Here is a 19592-nt window from a genome sequence, read left to right as displayed (position 1 = left end):
AGGTATGAATGAATAGAGAGTTAAGGAGTGGAGCCGAGACCCCAGCTCCCATTACGCATGGGTAGTTCTAGACAGGTAATAATTTTGAGTAGTACACCACTCAAAATTATTACCTGTCTACCACCTACGCATGAACCGCTAGAAGTTTGTCAACTTGCTTTGCAGTTTCAAAGAAGTGAGCCACATTCTCCTCAAGAGTGCCTTGCAGCACCCCATGACCGAGGTTGAGAATGTGGCGACGATTGCCCGCTTTGCGCACTGTATCTAGAATGCGATCGCGGATGAAGTCTTTGGAGCCAAACAGCACACAGGGGTCAATATTCCCTTGCACACCAATGTTAGCGCCGAGACGCTGACGAGCTTCGGCTAGATCGACTGTCCAGTCCACACTGACGAAATCAGCGCCAGTTTGTGCCATCCGCTCCAGCACTCCAGCACTGCCATTGATGTAGAGAATCAGGGGCACATCAGGATGCGCTGCCTTAATCTTGGCAAATACCTGCTTTTGGTAAGGGACAGCAAAGGCATCAAAGTCTTGGGGGCTAAGCTGACCTGCCCAAGAATCAAACATTTGGATTACCTGCGCCCCACATTCAATTTGGTAGCACGCATAGGTAGCGATCGCGTCTGCAATCTTAGCCAGAAACTTATGCAGCATTTCTGGCTCGCTGAACGCCATACCCTTGATGATGGTGTAATCTTTAGAGCTTTTCCCTTCGATCGAGTAAGCGGCCAAGGTCCAAGGTGCGCCGACAAATCCGAGCACCGCTGCTTCATTGCCAACTTCTTGGCGCAGGGTTTGCAGAATCGTGCGAATAAAGGGCATCGACGCTTCTGGGTCGATCTCATGCAGATTGTTGATCTGCTCTAGGCTACGAATTGGCGGATCGATAATTGGTCCCCGGCTCTCCACGATGTCGAACGGAATGCCAATACCGGGTAGCGGCGTCAAAATATCAGAAAACAGAATCACGCCATCGGGCCGAAATGCCCGGAAAGGTTGCAAGGAAATTTCAATTGCCAGATCAGGATTCTCGGAGCGCTCCCGGAAGGAGGGATATTTGTCGCGCAAGTCTCGATACACCTTCATGTAGCGACCCGCTTGTCGCATCATCCACACGGGTGGCCGATCTAGAACTTCTCCACGAGCAGCCCGCAACAGATAAGGAATTTGGGTCGATCCGGCCATTGAAGCTTCACCATTCATTTCTTAAATGCATTTGTTAGCTTATCATTCCCCGATCCCCCTTTCTCGCTGTGAGTTTGAGAAAGCGACGGAATTAACCAGGTAATGGTGACAAGATCGGGCAGGATGGTGTCAATGCTTGTTTTGCTTGGCTTACCGTTACAAAACTTATGCAATTTGACCCTAGCTCATCAGTCCCTCCAGCACTAGCCCCACCCGCGCCGCAGCCTTTTCTAATTCCACCTGCTAAGCGACTAAGTTTTATTTGCGGGTTGACGCTAGCAACTGTCCTGGCTGGTTTGGTAGAGCTGGCTTTTAAGCGTGGCGTTGCGGGGGCGATCGCGGTAGACACACTCAGCGATTTTGCTGCCGCAATTTGGCGGTATATAGATTGGGCCATATCCAGCTTTGTCTTGGGGCTGGCTCAGTGGGTGATTTTACGCCAATATGGACTGACTCATCTCTGGATCGTAGCGACGGGCGTGGGTGGCCTCATCGCCCAAGCGGTAGGATTCGGGTGGCAAGCTAAGCTAGGGCTTGTCCTGAGCCGCCTAGGCTATGTTTGGTTGGGGTTAGCGCAAGGGTTTGTCTTACGACGTGATGCCAGGTCTGCTTGGCTTTGGCTATTCGTTCCTCCGGTTACGTTTGTGCTCTCTAACTTGCTGTTTTTGGTCATGCTAGGGCAGACCCCGACAGGAATTGCCGTAGGATTGCCAGGACCGTCCTATGTAGCATTAATTCCAGCCTTAACCCTTCAAGGATTGCTGCCCGCGATCGCACTCTGTGGCCTCCGACAAAAAGGTACTTCTGCCCATCGTCAGTCTAGTGATGCTGCGTTCCAGGCCACAGCAGAAATCACTGACTTAACCCAATTGCGATCGCTGGCTCAACAGCTACAGGCCCAGTTGCATCAAACGACTATTGCTGAGATGGCTGGGGATCAAGATCTGATTTACCTCGTAGATGTGACCGAAGATGGCGCGATCGCGATGTATCAGCCTGTAAACCAAGCCGCATTTGACTACGCAGATCAAACCCCACTCCCAGCTTTAGCTGAGGCAGAGCTAGCAGGGCAGGCAAGTCAGGCAAGCCGAGAAAAGTATGGGTTTGAGGCAGCCACCTTAGTGCGGTTTCAAGTGATTTTTCAGGCCACGGGTGACATCACGATTCGGTCCTCAAATGGGGAACCGTTGAGCTAAGCGAGGTCTCGTGGCAACAGTGGTAGGTGCACTAACCGCACTACAGCAATCAAGTGGTGGTTGATAAAATTTCTTCGTTTTGCACCTTAAACTTAGTAAAGATGACGATTAGAAATTGTGGGCAATAGGATCGTTTAATTCATGAATATTGTGGAGTTTTTCCAGCAGAGTGCTGGCAAGTGGTTTTCCCAGCGCACCAGTCACCACTTGGCTTTTAAGCAATCAGAAAGTGGCAAATCAGATATTGTGATTGAGATGTTGCCCAGCGATAACCCCGAAGTGGTAAAGCTGTGCGAACAATATGAAATTGATCCCACGCTGGCTCTCTGTGGTGCTCGCGTCACCTGGAACGGCACGATGGAATGGGACGAAGAAAAACACACTGGCTCCACAGTGTTGGTTCCGATCGCTGATCCAGAAAACCCCAAGGAAGGCAAGTTGTTGCGCGAAATGGGCTATGCCGAAAAGGCTCCTGTCGCCGGTCGTTACAAAATGGGCGACGACGAAGCCCTAACGCTGATTACCGAGTATGAATCTATGTACTCTGAAGAGCGCCTGTGGTTCGCTAGTCCCAACTTACGCTTGCGTAACAGCATCCTAAAACGCTTTGGTGGTTTCAGCATGGCCACCTTCTGCTCAGAAATTCGCATGGGTGGCACGCAACCTCAGGCCGAAGCTGCCAGCTCTACCACTAATACCTAGTAGGTTAAGGGTGATCGCGGGTTAATTAGTAAATGCCCTCATCTAGGCATGATGTAGGGCAAGCTCAAACATTTTTCAGGCCCGCTGACTCTTGGTTTCGCTAGGACTCAAGGGTTCGGATAGAACGAGGGAGTTTTCTTGGGGTTGAGCCACAGCCTTGAGCTTGCTATAGAACTCAGAGGATTCCGGCGGGGGTACAAACTGATGAATCGGTTCGGGTTTAGCTTGGCCTGCTTGAGCCATTTCTGAGCTAGAAGCTTCGCTGCCTGCGATTGATAAGTCAGAGAGCAGGCGATCGGCTTCTTCTAGAACAGATTCTAGGGCTCCATCCGAAGCCATGTCTGACTCAACTGCCATTTCAGCAAGGTAGGAGCTGGAGGTGAGAGGCAATGTCGGGTTAGATAGAGCGTTGGATTCTGCAACAACTTCAGACTCATCGATGCTCGGCCCTAGTGCCATTGATATCGGCTCTGCGGCCACAGCATCCATTGGGGCATAGCTTAAGTTGGAACCTGACGCGGCCACGGTTGGTTCGGAAGCGTTTTCTAACCTAGTAGCCCCAACCTGGTCTGGTTGCTCCTCCCCAGCGACAGACGCAAGGTTTAGTCCTTCATTTTGGAGCGGTGGCGAGGAGATTGCAATGGAGGGCAACTCGGTCGCCGCTACCTTAACCGGAGCCGTAGATAGGTTGTCAGTCTGGGTGACCGCTGCGGGCAGCAAGTAGCGCCAGTGAGACTGGGGCGGAAACTTGGGGGGTGGCAAAGCCACAATTTCCCTTGCAGTAGCAGGTTTGGGCACTAGCACCTGCGGGAATTTACTGCAAACAATGCGTTCAAATTCATGGTTGAAATGATAAAGCGGTTGCCCTCGACGTAGCCACAACGCCAAGATTTGCTCAACCGAAATCCCCTTGTAACGCCCTTGATACAAGGCTTCAATGACGGCTGAGCGTATCCAAAGCGGTTGGTAGATACCTGTCCAAGCAGCCACTAATTCATCAGCAGTGTAGCCATTGAGGTCAAAGCTGTAGTGAATCAGCAGAGCCGCTGCATTTGCGCTCACAGAGTCTTTTACTGATTCTGTCATCTCAATTGTTTACTGCATCCCCCTTTCAAATTAGCTTAGGCAAACTGCGATCGCTTTTCGCAGGAGGGTGGGACCTAGGTCTAAGCTGATTGACAACGGATCTTCGGCCCCAACGCAGTCTACAAAAGTTAGCAGACTGGAGTAGCGACGGATTTTGCCATTAAACCGCAAATCGCCCTTAGATTCAAATGACTTAAGGAGGATTAGTCGTTGGTGGGCCGCACCACACCCCCCTCTACGGGGCGGATACCAGTGCCCGCAAAGGGTTCTGTTCCGCCGCTCCAGTTGAAGTCACTGATGCGTAAGCCAATGGAACCAATCGATAAAACTGGGTTGTAGCGTGCCGTCACTCCATAGGTGCGGCGGCTGTATTCTAAGATGTAATCCGTACTAATTTCATTGCCTGTATCCACATTGATTGCAGTCTGAAATCCGAGGCGGAATGGGCCGTAAATTTGCTGCAAAATCCCAGCGGAGACGACTTTATCATCCACGACTCGATCGAATAAGAAGGGAGATTGACCGCCGATCGCACTTTGCGAGTAGCTGAGATTGAAACCTGTGTAGTCAAAGAAGCGCCGAGAAAAATGACCTACCTGTCCTTGCAACCCAATGGTGCCAGTTAGAGTCGTTTGGCTGTCGCCACTGGTATAGCCGTTGGCAACCCCTCTGACTCCAGTAAATAGTTGCAAATAAGGCACTACCGGAGCGGGAGTATATCGTAGACCTTCGGTAGCAGTGGGCGGTAAAGCTTTGCCTTGCCAAAGGGAGAATCCTTTATTCAGAGCAGCGCTGGCCTCAAAACGTCCCAAGCTCAACCGATTGTTACTGCGATTGACATCAAGTAAATCCAGGCGATCGCTGTCAGCCGTGACAAATTGGGCTCCCGCTTGGTAGCTCAGGCTGATTCCGGTATTTCCTAAAGGCACCACCGGAGAAATCAAGAAGGCACCCAAGCTACTCTGCACATCCTGATAACCCAAAGAGCCATTGAAGAGGCGATCGCGGTAGCTATAGTCAAGCGCTAAGGTGTGGTTGCCTGCGACTTGGAGTTGACGCAAACGCACATTCGCTCGTGCTTCTTCATCAAAATCGCTGGGATCTAAGCTGTTCAGTGTTACGGAGCTGGTCAGCGTGGTGCGAGGGCTGAGATTAGCCGTCAACTTGGTTTTTAAGCCATACACAGAAGGATCAAAGATGGCCCCATTACTATCTGTCAGGGCTTTTTGAATAAAGAACTGAGGCGTGACGCTAAAGCGAATCTTCTCGTTAGAAATCGGCTCAAACGTACTTTGGACAAACAAGCCGCCCCGATCTTCCTCGTCGTAGCCAAACTGTAGTAGAGCAGGATCGCGTTCCCGGCGATCGAGTATCACCCGCGATCGCAGCAGCGGTAGAGAGAAGCGTTGGTCAAACACTAGCCGAGGCCGTTTGGCTCTCACTTCATCCCGGAGTGGAGAAAGGTTAGTCAGTGTCGCCTCATCCGCACGTAACTCTAGTTCGGGGGGCGAGAACGGGTCATTGGTAATTCGGACATTCTGGGCTTGCCAACCTCTCGGGTTGAAGGCGATTTGCCCCGCCTCAAACCGCAGCCGCCGCACAGAGCCTCCCTGAACCGCAGTGGGTGCATCTTGACCCACACCTGTTCCTACATTGATTCCCCCAGGGCTAGAAACATTTTGAGTCGGCTGAGCTGCGGTAACGCGATCGCTCAACGGGCGGTCATAGGTGACGCCAGCACTCACATCCGTTGGCAATGTGGGGGCAAAATCGGTGCTTGCCGACGGCAAGAAAATCTCACCCTTCGCACCTGCAATCGTGCCTGTGTTTTGCACAAAGTTGTACTCAAAGCGATCGCCGCGTAGAACTTGCTCGCCACGAGTGAGCGCTACGTTACCTTCAGCGACTGCTAGACGATTCGGAATATTGACTTGGAGGCGCTCGGTATCGAGGACGGCTCCTCGAAATCGCATCAAAACGTTGCCTTCAGCCGTGAAGACCCGCCGTTGTTCGTCATATTCCTGGCGATCGGCACTGAGTTCGATCACGCCACTGGTGGCAGGGTCAGCGCTGGGCTGCGTACCAGGGTTGGGAGGCGTGACCACAGGTGCCGATTGGGGTGGCACGGCTGGCGGTCTGGATTCTGGTATGACTAAGGTCGGCGTATCCGATGGAGAAACAGTAGGCTGAGGGCGAGCAGGCGGAGTGGCTGGGGTGCTTGGAGCAGTCGCAGGAGTAACCTCAGGAGCCGTTTCTAGAGCTGGCTGAGGAGTAGGTCGCTCTTTGACAGGTTGAACGGGAGGCTGCTCAGCGGGGGTGACTGGAGGAGGTGTTGGTTTTGCCGGACTCAAGGAGGGCAGCTTGGGGCCAGAACTCGGCTTGCTATTGCTCGCAGGAGGCGTAGCCACAATCGACCAACCGGATGGCGCAGGCGGAGCGAGCGCCACAGTAGATGGGGTTGGGCTAGAAACTGGAGTCTTGAGCGGGGGAGTGGGTGCGATCGCCGCAGAGCCGGACCTAGCCGTAGAACGGGGACTAGATGAAGCCGTAGGGCTAGGGGTGAAGGTTGCGATCGCCGTAGGTTGCTTGACTGCAACGCTGTTAGTGTAGCGAGGCGGCAGCGCTGGAGCTGTAGCGTTGATGTGAACGTCAGAGTGGCGATGGTTAGCAGATTGGGCAGGCTCAGTGAATGAATTGGTCTCTGAAGCTGCAACCGATGTATCTCCAATCTCAACAACTTGAGGCGAGCCTAAGGCCGCAGCCGACTCAGCATGACTTTCCGCAGCAGGCGGGAGAGCTTGAGGAGCTGCTATCTCAAGTTCGGCTGCTAATACCGCAGGCAAAGCAAGCTCATCGGAAGGCTGATCAGCGGCAGAATTTTCAGGAGCAAAAGTTTCTGGTGGGGTAGGGGCGCTTAAGGTCCCTACCACGACAGACTGAGCAGCTTCAGAAACATTTTCCGATGCATGGAATGCAGGCTCAAGTACCGTCGCTGCAACCGTCACTGAGGATTTGTGTTCCTCAGGCGGCAAGGAATTGATAATAGCGGGCGGCTCAGGGGGTAGGACCGGGTAGGGCATACTTTAGCAGAATGATTCCGACAAGACAGCCCGGACACGTTACCTCAACCGTCTCAGAGGCAATTCTATGGCCTGAGGAATGAATCAGTAGCTGCTTATTCCAAATCCCGCCGACCAGGGTTGCGAGTAGGATCGCTGGATAGAAATCCAAACACAAATAAGCAGATAAAGAGTGTAACGACGATATAGACCACAATCTTGAGGGTTGCCATACCAGGACCTTGAGAGACAAGTCTCTCTAATCATATCGGAATGCTGCCTCAATTTTGAGTCTACTCAGCCGTCTTAGTAATCCTCAGTCTGGCTCCAGGCTTCAGTCAGCTTTGACGCCATTCCTGACTAGACGTTCCCAGCGGTTGAGACTAACCGATTTACAGCAGGGACTGCTTGGTTACATTAAGTCTTTTTGGGGCCTTCCTACAACTAGGTAAATGTAATTACTTTCATCAAAACCAAGACTACTTGCACCACAACTGTTGTAACCATTGCCCAGCTAAGAGCATGACTTCTTCAAACCAAAGCATGGCGCGATCGAGCCAGCCGAGAATCCGCTCTAGAGGATGCTTGACGTAACCAAGCGTAGTGGCTTCTGCCTCAATCCAGGTATTGCTAAGTTCGCCGTAATCTTCAGAACGAGCCGCTAGCTCTGCACCGGACATGGCTAAGTTACTAGCGGTGAGCTGATCCCTGGTTGCAGTTGTGACAGAGCTTACATGGGGCAATCCTGTTGCCGTAGGGGTGCTGTGAGTCGCCCTAGCCCTACGGCTCTGCAACGGAGTCACAGCACTTGTCTGAGCAGATTGAGGAACTAAATCCTGGGATGAGCCGAGAGTTGCCACGATCGCGCCACCATCAGCTCGTGCATCACGATGCCAAAATCGGTTCATCAACCCAGCCCATAAATTCTTGGCTGTCGTCATGGGCACTTGCAGCGCTGGCGACAGAGGAGCGGGGGAAACGATCGCCTGTTCGGGTAAAGCTTCTAATAAAGCATTCGGGGCAGCCGGGGGGCGATCGCGCTTAGCTCTTAGAGTCTGACCGAAAACATCCTCATAACTCAACCAAGGATCGGGGTGCCAGTCATAGTCGCCCGTCAACAAGCGATCGCGGGTGGCCTGATCCCCAATCATTTGGGTTGGGTGAGATGGATTGCCTGTTCCTGACAAGCCTAGATGGCGATCGCCAAAGAAATAGTCAACTGCCGCCCGCAGCAAACTTTGTAGTGGCATGGGTGCCGCTGCAACTTGGGGAGCCATCTCAGGGTCCACAGTAGAGCGATTGAGGGTGGGGAGCGAGGCTAGCTTGGCTCGTACCGTGCTGAGTAACCCTTGCCCTCGTTGCACTAACCCATCAGTCAGTGTCAGCACTGGCGGTAAGGAGTGAGCCTCTAGCTGAGCGATCGCTTGGTCGAGAGGCGCTAGCGCTTCGTAGGGAATGGGTGGAATAGGCAAGATTCCAGCCGTGAAAGTCGCAGAACTACTAAAGTATGGCTCCTCTAAGTGGATGGGCTGGGCTACCGCAGTCGATTCTTGAAACCAGTTGAGCGCGATCGCCACAGGCCCAGTTTGTACCCAAGCCATCATCTGCCGCACCAACCGCATTGGCGGTAAAACTTTGGAGTCGTCGCTGGGAAGCGGGAGCGGGGAACGCGATCGCTGGCGAACCAATATCTGTAAGTAGCGTTGATAGTGGCTGACTTCCCAAACAATGCGTTGGTAGAGCTGTTGTTGTTGCTCCAGCGTCAAAATATTCAGAATCTGGTTTTGGCAGGTGACTAAAACCAAGGTTCGAGTTTCTAGAGCTGTAGCCACCCCTTGAATTGCGATCGCTGACTGCTGACCTAGTGCAACTGAAGTCTTGGTCGCACTGAGAGTTGCAGCAGCGGATGATTGGCTGGAGCGCACCACAGCCTGGTCCCGAGAAACCGCTAAACTGCCATTAGCTGCGATTGGGGGTATTACAACTTCCGGTAAGGCAAACGTTTCGACCACCTGTAAGACGTTACAAACTACCTGGTTCGCCGAAGGTGGTCCTGAGCTTGCATTGCTTGCCGCTGCCTGGGCTGCATCTAGAAAGGGTCGTTCCATCTCAACCGAGGTTTGAATCTGCTTACCCACCAAGCGGGTGGCTTGAAACATAGCGTAGATCGGGTAAAGCAAAATTTGCGCTCCCCAAACCGTCGCGACTTTGGCATGTCGGAAGGCGCGATCGCACTGATCTACAAGCTCACGCGATTGCCGAGAGAAAAAGTTGAACAACCGACTTTGATAGCGACCAGAAGAGGCGGAGGACATGGCAGTTGTCAGCGGGGCGGCTGCTGTAAAGTGAGGATGGTGTACAGGCTGCCACGGCGTAGCGACTTCAGCGTGAATCAGGCTGTACAGCTAGTGACCTGATTCTATCTAAAGATGGCTGACCCAGCGAAACTCCAAGCCCAAATCTCTGAGGCAATTACTCAACTTCGGCAACTCACGCAGCTTAACGTCCAGACAGGCTGGCATCTGTGCGGGGAGGATTTAGCGATCGCTGAGGCCAATCAACCGCAGCGCTGGCAGTCTTGGCCTTTGGTAACTCTCAATGCCAGAGAGCATGTTGCTTGGTCCGAGGGACGACAGGTCTTGTGGCTAGGTCAGAGCTTGGTGATTCCTGTTGACTTGCAAGGCTACCCACTGGAGGGGCTAGTTTTGCGTTTGGCCCTAACTTGGTGGGCTGAATCTGCCCAGATTTTTGTCAATGGGCAGTTGGTGCAAGAAGGTGATTTGTTTGACTGCTCGGCCCGGATTTTGTTAAGTGCTGCGGCCCAACCTGGAGAAACCATCACCGTAGCTCTGCGCTTAGTTAGTCCTGGGCATGACGATGGAGCCTTGGTGCGCTCGCTTTGCGTCTATGAGGTGGCATCTGGCTCAGCAGCCTCAAGTTCCGCAGTCTTGGGCGATCGCGTGGAACCAAGCTTCGTCGCTGATGAACTGATGGTTCTCCAGCAGTATCTCACCGCTTTTGCGCCAGAGAAATTAGTAGATTTGGCAGCGGCGATCGCAGAGCTGGATTGGACCGCTCTTAGCCAGAGCGATCGCTCACCCAGCCAGTTTGACCAATCTTTGCAGCAACTCCGCCAAACCTTGCAGCCGTATAGTGATTGGATCAAGCAACGCCAAATTTGCTTGTTGGGTCATGCACACCTCGATTTGGCTTGGTTGTGGCCTGTGAGCGACACTTGGGAAGCCGCTGAGCGCACCTTCAAGTCGGTGCTGCAACTCCAGCAAGACTTTCCAGAACTGATTTTCTGTCATTCCACTCCGGCGCTCTACGCCTGGATCGAGACCAACCGCCCTGCGCTGTTTGCTGCTATTCAAGCGCAAGTAGCAGCGGGACGATGGGAAATTGTGGGTGGCTTATGGGTGGAACCAGAACTCAATGTGGTCAGTGGGGAATCGATTGTGCGTCAAGTGCTGTACGGACAGCGCTACACCCAAGAAAAGTTCGGTCAAACTAGCCCAGTGGCTTGGCTACCCGACACCTTTGGCTTCTGTTGGCAGTTGCCCCAAATCTTAAAGCAAGGCGGAATTGAGTCCTTCGTCACCCAAAAGCTGCGTTGGAACGACACCACACAATTCCCCTATGAAGCCTTTTGGTGGCGATCGCCGGACGGCACCGAAATTTTTAGCTTGATGTCCGCTGCCATTGGCGAAAGCATAGACCCCATCAAAATGACCCAGCACGCCTCAATGTGGGAAGCCAAAACAGGCAATCTCGAAACGCTGTGGCTACCAGGAGTGGGAGATCATGGCGGTGGCCCCACGCGAGACATGCTAGAAATGGCCCGACGCTGGCAAACCTCGCCGTTCTTGCCGCAGTTGAAATTTGCCACAGCAGAGGAGTATTTGGAGAAGGTGAGGAGTGAGGGGAGAGGGGAGAGGAGCCCCACCTGGAACGACGAACTTTACCTCGAATTCCACCGAGGCTGCTACACGACACACGCAGAGCAGAAACGCTGGAATCGTCGCTGTGAACAGTTGCTTTACCAAGCAGAATTGTTTGCCTCATTGGCAACGCTGACGGCTGGCATTGCGTACCCCAAAGCAGAGCTAGAGGTGGCGTGGAAGAAAATGCTATTTAACCAATTTCATGACATTCTGCCAGGGTCGTCGATTCCAGAAGTATTTGTCGATGCTAATCAGCTTTGGCAGGAAGCAGAGCAGACGGGACAGGATGTATTACAGGAAAGTTTGCAAGCGATCGCCGCTTCCATTCAACTACCCGAACCGCCGATTCCTGATGCCCGACCAATTGTGGTGTTTAATTCCTTGAATTGGTCGCGATCGCAAGTGGTTTCGATTCCAATTCCATCGGGCATCGAATCAGGCTGGCAAGTACACAACTCAGCGGGTGCAGTGGTGCCTTGCCAGGTCACAACCTATAACGAGCAAGGCGAATCAAACCCCACCCTACTGTTCTGGGCAGAACAAGTTCCTAGCGTGGGATATTGCGTTTTCTACTTAAGTCCGCAAGCCATCGCCGAACCCTCTATAGCTGCTTTGCCCGCTGGTGAATGGGTTTTAGAGAATGCAGCTTTGCGCGTGACCGTTGATCCAGAAACAGGCGATCTAAAGAGTGTTTGGGACAAAGTCCAGCAGCGAGAAGTGTTGAATGGCGCAGGCAATCAACTCCAGGCTTTTCAGGACCAAGGGCAATACTGGGATGCTTGGAATATTGACCCCAACTATACCCAACACCTATTACCACCCACCAAGCTGCAATCAATTCAGTGGCTCGATCGCGGCATATTGTTACAGCGAGTGCGAGTGATACGGCAACTGGGCCAGTCGGAATTTTGCCAAGATTATGTGTTGCCAGCCGACGCTTCGGTACTCAAGATTGCTACCCAGGTTGACTGGCAAGAACGGCATGTGATGGTGAAAGCCGCCTTTCCCTTGACCGTGGCATCAGAGCAGGCCACTTACGAAATCCCTTATGGCGCGATCGCCCGTCCCACCAACCCCACAGAACCGAGAGATAAGGCCAAGTGGGAAGTACCCGCTCTCCACTGGGCTGATTTGAGTACTAATGACTATGGGGTGAGCCTGCTGAATGATTGCAAATACGGCTACGATGCTCAACCGAATCAGCTCCGCCTTACCCTGCTACGTGGGGCTACTTGGCCCGATCCGGAAGCCGATTGCGGCCAGCATCAGTTTACCTATGCCCTCTACCCTCATGCAGGAACTTGGCAAACCGCCCAAACCGTTCGCCAGGGTTATGAGCTAAACATTCCTTTGCAAGCGATTTGGTTAGAAACTGAGCGATCGCTAAATTCCTCAATAACCACACTGCCTGCTGAAGGCCAGTTTTTAGATCTGCAATCTGAAAACCTGATTTTGAGCGCTTTCAAGCAATCCGAAGATCATCCGCAACGGTGGATCTTGCGGTGCTACGAGTGCCACGGCCAACCCGCCGAGTTAAGGCTAAAAAGTGATTTAGGCTTAGCGATCGCTCATCCCGTCAATCTTTTGGAGCAAGCGATCGAACCGGAGAACTCATCAGGAACGCTGCAATCCACCCAGATTGCTCCCTGGAAAATTGCTACTTTCAAAGTCTCTACCTAACCTAGAATACCTGTGTGACTAGCTTGGCAAGGAGATTGGTGTGGTTGTTGCACGCAGAAGGCCAGTAGGGTTGAGTTTAGTTGCTGCTTTAGGGGTAGCAGTAAATGCGATCGCGCCATTTAGTGGCCTGTCTAGTGCGATCGCCCAAACAACTGGTTTTAGTGATGTACAGCCAAACAATTGGGCTGCTGCTTGCATTGGAGAATTAGCGCAACGGCAGATCATTAAGGGATATCCAGATGGTCGGTTTCGTCCGGCTGATCCAGTAACACGAGCAGAGTTTGCGGCGCTATTGCGGCAAGGTTTTCCGAATCAACCGCAAGTCAGAGAGGCCATCGGGTTTGTGGATGTCCCAAGCAACTATTGGGCTGCCGCTGCCATTCAGGAAGCTTATCGCCGGGGGTTTCTTTCCGGATATCCTGATCGCAAGTTTATCCCGACTCAATCAATTCCCCGTGTCCAGGCTCTCGTGGCGCTAGCGAGTGGCCTAAAGTATGCAGCAACACAGCCAACAACAACAGTTCTAAATGCGGCTTATGCGGATGCGGGAGCGATTCCAGCCTATGCACGCAATGCCGTAGCAGCCGCCACCGAGAAGAATTTGGTTGTTAATTATCCTAAAATTCAACAGCTAGAGCCTACCCGCTTCGCTAGTCGGGCGGAAATAGCCACATTTTTATGTCAAGCGCTTCAGCCTGGATTGGTGCCAACGCAATATATTGCCAACACTCAGCAATTTTCGACGGAGACCAAGACTGCTGAGGAGGGAAATGTCCGGGTACAACTGACCTATCGACCCCGTGAGCCTTTAGCTGACAATTTTCGGATTCAAATTAGTCGCAGCGGTCAGACAGTTCTAGAAGCAGCGATACCAGTGGAAGAAGGATTACAGCGCTTTTCTAATCTGGAAGTGCGGGATCTGGATGGCGATCAGGAACCGGAAGTCGTGGTGGATTTATTCAGTGGTGGCGCTTACTGTTGCACGTCTTCTTATATTTATGGCTACAATGCCACCCAAAACGCCTATCGGAACGTCAAGCAATTTTGGGGCAGTCCCAGCTACAGGCTAGAAGATTTAGATCAAGATAATTTGCCTGAATTTGTCAGTGGTGACCCTCGCTTTGATGCTCAATTTACCGCTCACGCGGCTTCCGGGCTGCCGATTCAGATTTGGCAATATCGGCGATCGCAAATGCAGAACGTAACGCGCAATTATCCTAAATTGATCTACGAAGATGCCGTGCAACATTGGCAAAACTACACCTTTAGCAAAGACCTTGGAGCCAGCGCCACTCGGGGGTTTTTAGCGGCTTATTTGGCCGATAAGCACTTGCTCGGTCAAGGACAAGAGGGGTGGCAGTTGGTGCAGCAGGCTTATCCATACGACGATCGCCGCCAATATTTCATTGACTTAAGAGATTTCCTGCAAAAGAACGGCTACATCACTACCACGTCTCAGTAAAGCGTGCCAAGACGAAGCATTCCAAGCCTCAAGAGCTGGCAAATCAACATTTTGTAAACCCGTACTTTCAGCTACAGTCTTACGCCTGGTCCTAGCCAAGAATAGGAACTCAGACAGCTCTGCCAAGCTCCGGGTTCGCTATGGAATCTCGCATTATTGTTTGTAGTCTGGGTCGAACTGGCTATCAAATTTTCTCTTTGTTGCGGCAACAGGGCATCCCAGTGGTTGGGATTCATGATCAACCCCTGAGCTTCGCCGACCCAGATGTGATTGTCGGGGACTTAAAGGCCACGCCAACTCTGATGGCTGCGGGCATTGAACAGGCGCATACGCTAGTGATTGCCAGCTCAGATGATGCTTTGAATCTGGCCATTTTGATGCAGGCTAGAATCTTGAATCCTCAAATTCGCGTGATCAATCGCTTGTTCAACACTAGTTTGGGCGATCGCCTTGACCACACGCTCACGCATCATGTCAGCCTCAGTGTGGCAGCTTTAGCGGCTCCTGTGTTTGCCTTTGCCGCGTTGGGCAGCCGAGCGATCGGGCAGTTGCGATTGTTTAACCAGACTTGGCCGATTCACGAAGAATACATTGATGAATACCATCCTTGGCAAGGCCGCAAACTCAGCGAGCTGTGGGATGAGCGATCGCGCATGTTGATCTATTACCTGCCTGCCGACAAACGGATGGACTTAGTCTCTGCGGTCATTCGAGGACAAGTTTTGCAAGTCGGCGATCGCTTAATTATTGGCAGTCAGCCGAATGCTAGCGTTCAAGCGGTGCGACGATCCTGGCGACAGCGTGGCACTAAGCTGGTGAATAACTTACGCCAATTTCAGCGCTACGGTCAGTCAATGGTTGTCGTCACCTTGGTTTTGCTAGTGACGATTTTGATTGCCACACTCACCTATGTTTGTTTCAATCGCCATACCTCCATCATTGATGCCCTCTACTTCTCCGTCGGCATGATTACAGGGGCAGGCGGTGAAGAGCAAGTTATAGAGCAGGCTCCTAACAGCATTAAAGTTTTTACCGCGTTAATGATGTTATTAGGAGCGGGAGTGATTGGGATTTGCTATGCCCTACTTAATGACTTTGTGTTGGGCACTCGCTTTCGCCAGTTTTGGGATACGGTGCAAGTTCCGGCTCATCATCACTACATTGTCTGTGGTTTAGGCGGAGTTGGAATTCAGATTGTGCAGCACTTGCGGAGTTGTGGCTATGACGTAGTGGCGATCGAGCAAGATGCCAACTGTCGGTTCTTAAGCATTGCTAGAGCCTTGAAAGTGCCAGTTATTTTAGGCGATGCCAGTTTACCGACTACGCTCAAAGCAGCAAACCTGGCTCATGCCTCTGCCTTACTAGCCGTGACTAGCAACGATACTGCCAATTTAGAAATTGCCCTCACTGCTAAGGGTCTAACTCCCAAAAGTACTGCGATCGTGCGTTACCAAGATCCTACCTTTGCCCGGATGGCCCATCAAGTATTTGCCTTTGAAGCCGTCCTCAGTCCCACAGAACTGGTAGCTCCCACCTTTGCCGCTGCGGCCCTGGGAGGCAGAATTCTAGGCAACGGCATGACAGGGCATAGTCTGTGGGTAGCGTTGTCAACCTTGATTACGGCTGGACATCCTTTTTGCCACCGAGTTGTTAAAGATGCCGCTATGGATGCGGATTTCGTCCCGCTGTATCTGGAAACCGGGCAACGCAGAGTGCATGGTTGGGACTTACTCAACACCTGCCTTCAAGCGGGAGATGTTCTGTACTTAACGATGCCTGCCACTCATCTCGACCAGTTATGTTCTGTCCCAGCCCCAGAAATGTCAGAAATGATGGTGTATTAGACCGCATCCATCCAAGCTAAACATTTTTGCATCTGCTGCTGCATGGTGGCGCGATCGCTGTGGTAGCGACGACCATGCCCAGGCAACACCCACTCAAAGTCATATTTAGCTAACTTGTGCATCGATTTCACCAGTTCTGGCCAGGAGTACCAGCACACATCCCTAAAAGCCACTAACTGCTGCCGGGACTCAGACCAAGCTAGATGATCGCCTGTGAACAGGAACCTATGGTCATAGAGCAGAACGGTATGACCTTTCGTATGCCCTGGCACAGCAATAATCAGCAAATCAGGAGCTAGTTGCACAGGTTCCGCACCTTTGAGCTGGATTTCTACATCCTGCGTCCCATGATTAATTTCATCTTGGTGCAAGATGCGATCGCAGCCAAAGTGGTCATGAAACTTACGATGGTCGGCCACATCATCTCGATGGGTTAGGTAGAGATAACGCACACCACCAAGTTCTTCCAGTCGCTTTACCAATGGCGGCGCAAACCGGGGAGAGTCTACTAACACGTTGCCTTCGGGTCGCTGAATTAAGTAACTAGCAGCCCCATAGGAGCTTTCTGCGTGGTAGCCACAGTGGTAGACATTGGCTTCTAACTGGATTGGCAAGCTATGCTGAGCGGTTTTAATATCTGTGGGCTTCTCTACGGTGCCAATGGATGAGGTGGGGCAAGAGAGCAGGGCTTGCATGGCCCGCAATCGCTCAGTTTCATCAACAGGCTGGTGATAGACTACTGACTGCTCATCTTCGCGATGAAACACTTCCGGGGTCATCCAACGGCAGGTATCGCAGTCAATACAAGTTGTATCAACATAAAAATCACCGTTGATATTTTGGGGGTGGCGCTGCTGCAAATGAGCCATAATGGCACCTCACCGGGTCGGGTTATCTCTAGGCTAGATGGTGGAGTGAAGTTTGCGCTCCTGACTTCTGACTCCTCACTTCTCTCCCCTCACTCCTCACTAATGAAAAATGAGAGACCTGTTTACAAATTAGATACAGGAACCTTAATTTCTCAGTTCTGTCTCTTGGATGGGAATAGGACTGATCTAGAGGAAGAGTCGAGGGCTATTGCTGCTACAGTACATTGCAGTTCAAGCAGTTAGCGGAGCTGAAGTACGGAGATCCCCTCTACCTTTGTGCTCCTGAAAGGCAACTGTTTCTTGTATAATTCAGCCATCAATTCTGAAAAATACTTTTCAATACTTAATATTTTTCTTCACATCCTTTAACAAAAAATCGTAAAAACCGTTATGGAAACTAGAAGATTGGCCCGATTGATTAAATTTCTGCGAGAGGAGTTGGCAGTACCCGCCGCTGCGATCGCGATTGGGTTACGCCATCGGGAGCAAGATATGAGTCAGCTACCGATGATTCTTTGGCAGTACGGGTTGATTACCCTTGACCAGCTCAATCGCGTATTCGACTGGATGGAAACGGTATAGCGGATAACCACCCCTTCAGCAGGTTTACCCGGACGCTCTTTGACTTCTAGAATTCAAGCAATTGCTTTAAGAGAATTCAAGAGCTTTCAGAAATGCCAATTAAAAAAGATCAGCCTCAAGCTCCCCGTTCTCGCCAAATTGGCAATATCTTGCTATTGCTATCAGGCTTATTTTTGTTGGTAAATCTATTTTTCCCAACTTTATTTGCCTCCCAAGTACCTCGAGTTCCATACAGCTTGTTCATTCATCAAGTTGATGAACAAGAAGTCGCTAGAGCTTCCGTAGGCCAAAACGAAATTCGCTATCAGTTGAAAGGAGAAGGTGACCAACAGGGTCAAGTTCTCAGCACTACGCCCATCTTTGACCTCAACTTACCTAAGCTTTTAGAAGAAAAAGGAGTTGAGTTTGGTGCGACTCCACCACCTAAGAATGGCTGGATCGGTACCCTCGTCAGTTGGGTGATTCCCCCGCTGATCTTCATCGGCATCTGGCAGTTCTTTATTGCCCGGAGTGGTGGTGGTTCTCAAGGCGGCGTCCTCTCCATTGGCAAGAGCAAAGCCAAAGTTTATGTGGAAGGTGAGTCTGCCAAAATCACATTTGCGGATGTGGCAGGCGTAGAAGAAGCCAAAACTGAACTGGTTGAGATTGTGGACTTCCTCAAGACTCCCGATCGCTTCCTGCAAATTGGCGCTCGCATTCCCAAAGGTGTGTTGCTCGTCGGCCCTCCCGGTACAGGTAAGACTCTGCTGGCTAAAGCAGTTGCAGGTGAAGCTGGAGTGCCTTTCTTCAGCATCTCTGGCTCTGAGTTTGTCGAAATGTTTGTGGGTGTCGGTTCTTCCCGTGTCCGTGACTTGTTTGAGCAAGCCAAGAAACAAGCACCTTGCATCATCTTTATTGATGAATTAGACGCGATCGGTAAGTCCCGCGCCTCCGGCGGTTTCTACGGTGGCAACGACGAGCGCGAACAAACCCTCAACCAGTTGCTCACTGAAATGGATGGCTTTGCGGCGGGTGGCGCGACTGTGATCGTTCTAGCTGCCACTAACCGTCCTGAGAGCCTAGATCCAGCGTTGCTACGCCCAGGCCGTTTCGACCGTCAAGTGTTGGTCGATCGCCCAGACTTATCGGGTCGTGAAGAAATCCTCAGTATTCACGCCAAGAAAGTGAAGCTAGGTCCAGATGTGAATTTGCGAGCGATCGCCACTCGGACTCCTGGCTTTGCGGGTGCTGACTTGGCCAACTTGGTCAACGAAGCTGCTCTCCTCGCCGCTCGTCAAAATCGTCAAGCTGTAGCGCAAGAAGATTTTGCAGAAGCGATCGAGCGGGTGGTAGCAGGCTTAGAGAAAAAGAGCCGCGTCCTCAACGAAAAAGAGAAAAAGATTGTGGCCTACCACGAAGTCGGTCACGCTTTAGTTGGTGCTCTTATTCCTGGCAGTGGTCGCGTGGAAAAAATCTCGATTATTCCACGCGGTATGGCAGCGCTGGGTTACACCTTGCAGCTCCCTACTGAAGATCGGTTCTTGATGGATGAAGGAGAACTGCGCGGTCAAATTGCCACGTTGCTGGGAGGTCGCTCCGCTGAAGAGATTATCTTTGGCAGCATTACCACAGGCGCTTCCAATGACCTTCAACGCGCTACCGATTTGGCAGAGCGTATGGTCACAACCTACGGTATGAGCAAAGTACTTGGGCCGCTCGCCTATGACAAAGGTCAGCAAGGCATGTTCCTAGGGGGCGAGGGCATGAATCCTCGCCGCATGGTGAGCGAAAAAGTGGCCGAAGAGATCGATCGCGAAGTTAAGGACATTGTCGAAACGGCTCATCAACATGCCCTCGACATCTTGAACCAAAACCGAGACTTATTGGAGGCGATCGCCACTCAACTCCTCGAAACAGAAGTGATTGAAGGCGAAACGCTGCACAAGCTTTTAAGTCAAGTCAAGTCAGCCGACAGAATCCCTGCTGGTGTTGCTTAAGGC

Annotated in this window: 13 protein-coding genes; 7 read left to right on the top strand and 6 right to left on the bottom strand. The window is 51.8% G+C overall.

The window, feature by feature from the left end:
* Positions 1-124: 124 nt before the first annotated feature.
* Positions 125-1189 (bottom strand): uroporphyrinogen decarboxylase, encoded by a 1065-nt coding sequence (gene hemE / locus NDA01_RS01850; protein ID WP_348226660.1) that lies wholly within the window; start codon positions 1187-1189, stop codon positions 125-127.
* 167 nt (positions 1190-1356) lie between these two features.
* Here hemE and NDA01_RS01845 point away from each other — a divergent pair, with 167 nt between their 5' ends.
* Together NDA01_RS01845 and NDA01_RS01840 are read left to right on the top strand one after the other, a co-directional pair.
* The gene (locus NDA01_RS01845) at positions 1357-2385 is read left to right on the top strand and encodes a hypothetical protein (protein ID WP_348226659.1); all 1029 of its coding nucleotides are present in this window, start codon (positions 1357-1359) and stop codon (positions 2383-2385) included.
* 141 nt (positions 2386-2526) lie between these two features.
* Positions 2527-3087, top strand: a complete 561-nt coding sequence (locus NDA01_RS01840) for a phycobiliprotein lyase (protein ID WP_190433917.1) — start codon at positions 2527-2529, stop codon at positions 3085-3087.
* A 75-nt stretch (positions 3088-3162) separates the two neighbouring features.
* On the opposite strand, the gene NDA01_RS31805 is transcribed toward NDA01_RS01840, so the two are convergent.
* The 4 genes from NDA01_RS31805 to NDA01_RS01820 all read right to left on the bottom strand — a co-directional run bounded on the left by NDA01_RS31805 (position 3163) and on the right by NDA01_RS01820 (position 9547).
* The gene (locus tag NDA01_RS31805; RefSeq protein ID WP_431193289.1) at positions 3163-4173 is read right to left on the bottom strand and encodes a hypothetical protein; all 1011 of its coding nucleotides are present in this window, start codon (positions 4171-4173) and stop codon (positions 3163-3165) included.
* Between the two features lie 203 nt (positions 4174-4376).
* The gene (locus NDA01_RS01830) at positions 4377-7253 is read right to left on the bottom strand and encodes a DUF3769 domain-containing protein (RefSeq protein WP_348226658.1); all 2877 of its coding nucleotides are present in this window, start codon (positions 7251-7253) and stop codon (positions 4377-4379) included.
* 95 nt (positions 7254-7348) lie between these two features.
* On the bottom strand, positions 7349-7465 hold the full coding sequence (locus NDA01_RS01825; RefSeq protein WP_190433921.1) for a photosystem II reaction center protein I: 117 nt from the start codon (positions 7463-7465) through the stop codon (positions 7349-7351).
* Between the two features lie 246 nt (positions 7466-7711).
* Positions 7712-9547, bottom strand: coding sequence for a hypothetical protein (locus NDA01_RS01820; RefSeq protein WP_348226657.1), 1836 nt, complete (start codon positions 9545-9547; stop codon positions 7712-7714).
* Positions 9548-9661: 114 nt separating this feature from the next.
* On the opposite strand from NDA01_RS01820, the gene NDA01_RS01815 reads away from it, so the two are divergent.
* The 3 genes from NDA01_RS01815 (at position 9662) to NDA01_RS01805 (ending at position 16162) form a co-directional block, all read left to right on the top strand.
* Complete coding sequence (locus tag NDA01_RS01815) at positions 9662-12856, top strand: alpha-mannosidase (RefSeq protein ID WP_348226656.1); 3195 nt, start codon at positions 9662-9664, stop codon at positions 12854-12856.
* Between the two features lie 40 nt (positions 12857-12896).
* The gene (locus tag NDA01_RS01810) at positions 12897-14318 is read left to right on the top strand and encodes an S-layer homology domain-containing protein (RefSeq protein ID WP_348226655.1); all 1422 of its coding nucleotides are present in this window, start codon (positions 12897-12899) and stop codon (positions 14316-14318) included.
* 140 nt (positions 14319-14458) lie between these two features.
* Entirely contained in the window at positions 14459-16162 is a 1704-nt protein-coding gene (locus NDA01_RS01805) for a potassium channel family protein (protein WP_348226654.1), read from the top strand.
* Here the strand turns inward: NDA01_RS01805 and NDA01_RS01800 are convergent.
* Positions 16159-17031, bottom strand: coding sequence for an MBL fold metallo-hydrolase (locus NDA01_RS01800; protein WP_348226653.1), 873 nt, complete (start codon positions 17029-17031; stop codon positions 16159-16161). The genes NDA01_RS01805 and NDA01_RS01800 overlap by 4 nt on opposite strands.
* 390 nt (positions 17032-17421) lie before the next feature.
* Here NDA01_RS01800 and NDA01_RS01795 point away from each other — a divergent pair, with 390 nt between their 5' ends.
* Both NDA01_RS01795 and ftsH4 read left to right on the top strand, forming a co-directional pair.
* The gene (locus NDA01_RS01795; protein WP_190433933.1) at positions 17422-17613 is read left to right on the top strand and encodes a DUF2949 domain-containing protein; all 192 of its coding nucleotides are present in this window, start codon (positions 17422-17424) and stop codon (positions 17611-17613) included.
* A gap of 92 nt (positions 17614-17705) precedes the next feature.
* The gene (gene ftsH4, locus NDA01_RS01790; RefSeq protein ID WP_190561476.1) at positions 17706-19589 is read left to right on the top strand and encodes an ATP-dependent zinc metalloprotease FtsH4; all 1884 of its coding nucleotides are present in this window, start codon (positions 17706-17708) and stop codon (positions 19587-19589) included.
* Positions 19590-19592: the final 3 nt, after the last annotated feature.

Origin of the sequence: Trichocoleus desertorum AS-A10 (assembly GCF_039962155.1) — a bacterium.
Taxonomy (GTDB): Bacteria; Cyanobacteriota; Cyanobacteriia; order FACHB-46; family FACHB-46; genus Trichocoleus.
Note: the sequence above shows the minus strand (reverse complement) of the source record. Positions and strands in the feature narration are given on the sequence as shown.

Coding starts and splice junctions, on each gene's coding strand:
- NDA01_RS01840 (WP_190433917.1), top strand. CDS start 2,527: ATGAATATTGTGGAGTTTTTCCAGCAGAGTGCTGGCAAGTGGTTTTCC.
- NDA01_RS01815 (WP_348226656.1), top strand. CDS start 9,662: ATGGCTGACCCAGCGAAACTCCAAGCCCAAATCTCTGAGGCAATTACT.
- NDA01_RS01800 (WP_348226653.1), bottom strand. CDS start 17,031: ATGGCTCATTTGCAGCAGCGCCACCCCCAAAATATCAACGGTGATTTT.
- NDA01_RS31805 (WP_431193289.1), bottom strand. CDS start 4,173: ATGACAGAATCAGTAAAAGACTCTGTGAGCGCAAATGCAGCGGCTCTG.
- NDA01_RS01795 (WP_190433933.1), top strand. CDS start 17,422: ATGGAAACTAGAAGATTGGCCCGATTGATTAAATTTCTGCGAGAGGAG.
- NDA01_RS01805 (WP_348226654.1), top strand. CDS start 14,459: ATGGAATCTCGCATTATTGTTTGTAGTCTGGGTCGAACTGGCTATCAA.
- hemE (WP_348226660.1), bottom strand. CDS start 1,189: ATGGCCGGATCGACCCAAATTCCTTATCTGTTGCGGGCTGCTCGTGGA.
- NDA01_RS01820 (WP_348226657.1), bottom strand. CDS start 9,547: ATGTCCTCCGCCTCTTCTGGTCGCTATCAAAGTCGGTTGTTCAACTTT.
- NDA01_RS01825 (WP_190433921.1), bottom strand. CDS start 7,465: ATGGCAACCCTCAAGATTGTGGTCTATATCGTCGTTACACTCTTTATC.
- ftsH4 (WP_190561476.1), top strand. CDS start 17,706: ATGCCAATTAAAAAAGATCAGCCTCAAGCTCCCCGTTCTCGCCAAATT.
- NDA01_RS01845 (WP_348226659.1), top strand. CDS start 1,357: ATGCAATTTGACCCTAGCTCATCAGTCCCTCCAGCACTAGCCCCACCC.
- NDA01_RS01830 (WP_348226658.1), bottom strand. CDS start 7,253: ATGCCCTACCCGGTCCTACCCCCTGAGCCGCCCGCTATTATCAATTCC.